This window comes from Candidatus Krumholzibacteriia bacterium (assembly GCA_035649275.1).
Classification (GTDB): domain Bacteria; phylum Krumholzibacteriota; class Krumholzibacteriia.
The window spans coordinates 1-4,217 of record DASRJW010000005.1; the positions used below are offsets into that span (position 1 = coordinate 1).

Here is a 4,217-nt window from a genome sequence, read left to right on the forward strand (position 1 = left end):
AAGGCCGTGATCGTACACGAGGACACGCGCACCGGCGGCGTCGGGGCCGAGGTCGCCGCTCTGTTGGCGGAGTCGGCGTTCGAGTTCATGGACGGCCCGGTGGTGCGCGTCACCGCGCGCGATTGCGCCGTGCCGTACAGCGCGCCGCTGGAAGATGCCTTCTTGCCGCAGCTCGACGACATCGTGCGGGCCTGCGAGGAGCTGGCGGCCTACTGATTCAAGACGGGTTCGAAGCACGCTTTTCGGAGAACGGGAGAACAAGAGACATGGCGAAGACCGATGTCATCATGCCCCAGATGGGGGAGAGCATCGCGGAAGGCACGATCACCAAGTGGCTGAAGAAGCAGGGCGACAGTGTGCGCCGCGACGAGCCCCTGTTCGAGATCTCGACCGACAAGGTGGACGCCGAGATCCCCTCGCCCGCGGCGGGCGTGCTCGCCGAGATCAAGGTGGGCGAGGGGCAGACCGTCGAGGTGAACACCGTGGTCGGCGTGATCGCCGACAGCGCCGAAGCGGCGGCCACAGCGCCAGCCCCGGCGAAGCCCGCGGCGGCCGCGGCCCCTGCGGCCGCGAAGCCGGCGGCTCCAGCCCCGGCGGCTGCGGCGAAGTCTGCGGCCCCGGCGCCTGCTGTGCCGCGAGCCCCGGCAGCAGTGCCACCAGCACCCTCGCGCCCTGCGGCTCCGGCCATGGCGACCGCTGCGGCGAGTGCCACCACCGCCGCCCCCGGGAGCGTCGAGGAGCTGCGGCGCCTGCGCTCGACGCCGCTCGTTCGTCGCATGGCCCGGGACCAGGGTGTCGACATCTCCCAGATCGAGGGCACGGGCATCTCGGGCCGAGTGACCAAGAAAGACCTCCAAGCCTACGTCGAGGGCGGTGGTCCCGCCGTCACGCCGCACCAGGCGGCCGCGGGAATCGTGCCGCTGCAGGCGCCCGCGCCAGCAGGCGCGCCGGCCCCGACGCCGGCGGTCCCGGCACTGCCCGCCTTTCGGCCGGGCGACAACGTGGTCGTCGAACCGATGTCGCTGATGCGGAGGAAGATCGCCGAGCACATGGTGATGTCGAAGCGCACCTCGGCGCACGTGCACACGATCTACGAGATCGACTGCAGCAACATCATGAAGACGCGCAAGCAGGTGCAGGACGATTTCGTCCGCCGCCATGGTCAGAAGCTCACCGTCACCCCCTTCGTCGTGAAGGCTTGCATCGAGGCGCTGCGCGCCGTCCCGGTGGTGAATGCCTCGGTGGACGGGGACAACATCGTCTACAAGAAGGACATCAACGTCGGCGTGGCCGTCGCCCTCGACTGGGGTCTCATCGTCCCGGTCATCCACCGGGCGGACGAGCTGTCGCTGGTGGGGATCAACAACCGCGTCGCCGATCTGGCCGGCCGCGCCCGCAGCAAGCAGCTCAAACCCGAAGAGGTTCAGGGCGGCACCTTCACGGTCACCAACCCGGGAGTCTTCGGCAGCCTCTTCGGCACGCCCATCATCAACCAGCCGCAGGTGGCCATCCTCGGCATGGGGATGATCGAGAAACGCGTGCGTGTGGTGGAGAACAACGCCATCGTCATCAAACCCATGATGTACACCTGTCTCTCCTACGACCACCGCATCATCGACGGTGCCGTGGCCGATCAATTCATGGGGGCGTTCAAGGAAACCATGGAGACGGCCGACTTCAAGGCGTTCCTCTGATGGCAGCGGCGGTCCTGCAGCAAGTGCCGCGTTGCGAAGCGCGCTACCTCGGCGTCGTGCCGTACGCCGAGGGGCTGCGCTTGCAGGCGGAACTGGTGGAGCGCCGCGCCGCCGGCCTCTGCGACGATCAGTTGCTGCTCCTCGAGCACCCGCACGTGCTGACGCTCGGCCGGAACGCCAAAGCCGCGCACGTGCTCGCCGACTCGGTGCGTCTGGCGGCGCTCGGGGTCGAACTCCACGAATGCGGCCGGGGTGGTGACGTCACCTATCACGGCCCGGGGCAGCTGGTGGCCTATCCCATCATCGGGCTCGATCCCAGGCGGCGCGACCTGCGGCGCTACGTGCGCGACCTGGAGGAAGTGTTGCTGCGCGTGCTCGCCGGCTATGGCATCGTGGGACACCGCGTCCCGGGGAAGACCGGTGTCTGGGTGGAGCGCCACGACTTGCCGCCGGCGAAGGTGGCCGCCATCGGCGTGCGCGTCTCGCGCTGGGTGACCTCGCACGGCATCGCGCTCAACGTCCGTACGGACCTGCGCTACTTCGATCTCATCGTTCCCTGTGGTTTGGCCGGGAGCGCGGTGACTTCGCTGGCCGAGCTCTTGCCAGAAGCGCCGGAGGTGCCGGACGTGGCGGCGCGCTTCGCCGCCGAGTTCGGCGCCGTCTACGGGCGGCAGATGTCGCTGCGGTGAGCGCGCCATGAGCATCCAGAGCCAGGTGCCCGTGGACACCGACGCCTATGCGCGGGCGGCGCGCCGTCGTTTCCAGGCCACGCTCGACTGCCTCGAGAAGCTCGAGCCGCCGGTCCTCGACCTGGGGCCGGCGAACGCCCTGGGCCGGAAACTGAGCCAGCGTTTCGGCGTCGACATGCAAAACACGGAGGCGCACGATCTCGACCGCGAACGGTTGCGGGGCTTCGCTCCCGGTCCCTTCGCCACCATCACCGGCTTCGAGATCCTGGAGCACCTCATGAACCCGCTCTTCGTTCTCGACGGCTGTCGCGAGGTCTTGCGCCCCGAGGGCACGCTCTATCTGAGCGTCCCCCGCCGGCACCCGTGGGAGTGGATGTTCGGCAAGAGCCCGGAGCACTTCCACGAGTTCGCGAGTGACGAGCTCCGCTGGCTCTTGGAGAAGGCGGGCTTCGAGGTGCGGCGCTGGGTGGATCTCAACACCTCCGAGCTGTCGCCGGGGCTGCGGCCCCTGTTGCGCCTGCTCTTCCGCAACCTGATCTTCGTGGAGTGCGGGCCGCGGTGAGCGCAGCGGCGGGCCGCACGTCGGACCAGCTGGCGTCGCAGCCGCCCGGCGCCGAGGCCGCCCGAAGAAGGAGTTGGAGCATGTCGGGCCAGCGGACCATGGATGGCGCCGGCGCCAGCCGCAAGCGACTGGCCATCGTGCTCGCCCTCACCGGTGTGGTGATGGTGGCGGAGCTGGTCGGCGCCGTCTGGAGCGGCGCTCTCGTCCTCCTCGCCGACGCCGGTCACATGCTTTCCGACGCCAGCGCCCTCGGGCTCGCCCTCTTCGCCATCTGGTACGCGGCGCGGCCCTCGCCGCCACAACGCACCTACGGCCACTACCGCGCCGAGATCCTGGCGGCGGTGGCGAACGCGGTGCTCCTGGCGCTGGTCACCTTCTTCGTCTGCCGCGAAGCGGTGTTGCGCCTGCGCTCTCCGGCCACCGTGGAGCCCGTTCCCGTACTGGTGCTCGGATGCGTGGGTCTCGTGGTCAACCTGATCGGCGCCCGCCTCCTGCACGCCGGCGCCCGCAGCAGCCTCAACGTGCGGGGCGCTTATCTCGAAGTGCTCGCGGACCTGCTCGGGTCCGTCGGCGTCATCGTCTCGGCGCTCTTGCAGATGCGCCTCGGGTGGGTGCAAGCGGATCCGATCGTATCGCTGCTCATCGCGGCGTTCATCGTGCCACGCATCTGGTATCTCATGCGCGAGGCGACGGACGTGCTCATGGAGTCGGCGCCGAGGAATCTCGACGTCGGGGAAGTGCGCCGTGTGATCCTGGCGGAACAGGGAGTCACAGACGTGCACGACCTGCACGTGTGGACGATCACTTCCGGGCGCGTCTGTCTTTCGGCTCACGTGGTGACCGGCCGCGACACCGATCGGGATGGCGTCCTCGTCGGCATCAACCAGCGCCTGCGGGCGAGCTTCGGCCTCGATCACACGACCCTGCAAGTGGAAGGGCAGGATGAGCCCCGTCTGCGCGGGGAGGCAGCCGATCGCGCCTGCGACGGCTGTGCGCCGGCAGAGTCCTGACTTGGTGCGAGCGCGGAGCACGATTGAGCAGCCGACGAGTTGGACCCTGGAACGTATCGGCCCTTATCGGCGCGCACCCTCGATGCGGAGCGCGCCATCTTTGGCTGCCTCCTCGGGAGTCCGCCCCTGCACGCGCGAGACGATGTAGGCGGCGTACCACCCCGACCAGTGGTGCTTCGGAGCGGTCGGTTCGTACTCGCCATGGTGCTCCTCTGCGTCTCGCAGGAGCTCTGTCAGAGTCGCGACGTCGATGCTGAACCCT

The 4,217-nt window shown here is 69.0% G+C and carries 6 protein-coding genes; 5 read left to right on the forward strand and 1 reads right to left on the reverse strand.

Annotated elements, in window-relative coordinates:
- From VFE28_00105 to VFE28_00125, 5 genes are all read left to right on the forward strand, one after another.
- On the forward strand, positions 1-216 hold a 216-nt coding region (locus VFE28_00105; protein ID HZM14375.1), incomplete at its 5' end, for a transketolase C-terminal domain-containing protein.
- A gap of 50 nt (positions 217-266) precedes the next feature.
- A complete protein-coding gene (locus VFE28_00110) occupies positions 267-1,694 on the forward strand; it encodes a dihydrolipoamide acetyltransferase family protein (GenBank protein HZM14376.1) in 1,428 nt (475 codons plus the stop codon).
- Complete coding sequence (lipB, locus tag VFE28_00115) at positions 1,694-2,383, forward strand: lipoyl(octanoyl) transferase LipB (protein HZM14377.1); 690 nt, start codon at positions 1,694-1,696, stop codon at positions 2,381-2,383. Before VFE28_00110 ends, lipB begins: the two co-directional genes overlap by 1 nt.
- 7 nt (positions 2,384-2,390) lie before the next feature.
- Positions 2,391-2,945, forward strand: a complete 555-nt coding sequence (locus tag VFE28_00120) for a methyltransferase domain-containing protein (protein HZM14378.1) — start codon at positions 2,391-2,393, stop codon at positions 2,943-2,945.
- Positions 2,946-3,025: 80 nt separating this feature from the next.
- A complete protein-coding gene (locus tag VFE28_00125; protein ID HZM14379.1) occupies positions 3,026-3,955 on the forward strand; it encodes a cation diffusion facilitator family transporter in 930 nt (309 codons plus the stop codon).
- Between the two features lie 63 nt (positions 3,956-4,018).
- Here the strand turns inward: VFE28_00125 and VFE28_00130 are convergent.
- The coding region (locus tag VFE28_00130) for a bleomycin resistance protein (protein ID HZM14380.1) at positions 4,019-4,217 on the reverse strand (199 nt) is incomplete at its 5' end.

Bases quoted from the DNA above. Each gene is read 5' to 3' on its own strand.
- VFE28_00120 (HZM14378.1), top strand. From the start codon at position 2,391: ATGAGCATCCAGAGCCAGGTGCCCGTGGACACCGACGCCTATGCGCGG.
- VFE28_00110 (HZM14376.1), top strand. From the start codon at position 267: ATGGCGAAGACCGATGTCATCATGCCCCAGATGGGGGAGAGCATCGCG.
- lipB (HZM14377.1), top strand. From the start codon at position 1,694: ATGGCAGCGGCGGTCCTGCAGCAAGTGCCGCGTTGCGAAGCGCGCTAC.
- VFE28_00125 (HZM14379.1), top strand. From the start codon at position 3,026: ATGTCGGGCCAGCGGACCATGGATGGCGCCGGCGCCAGCCGCAAGCGA.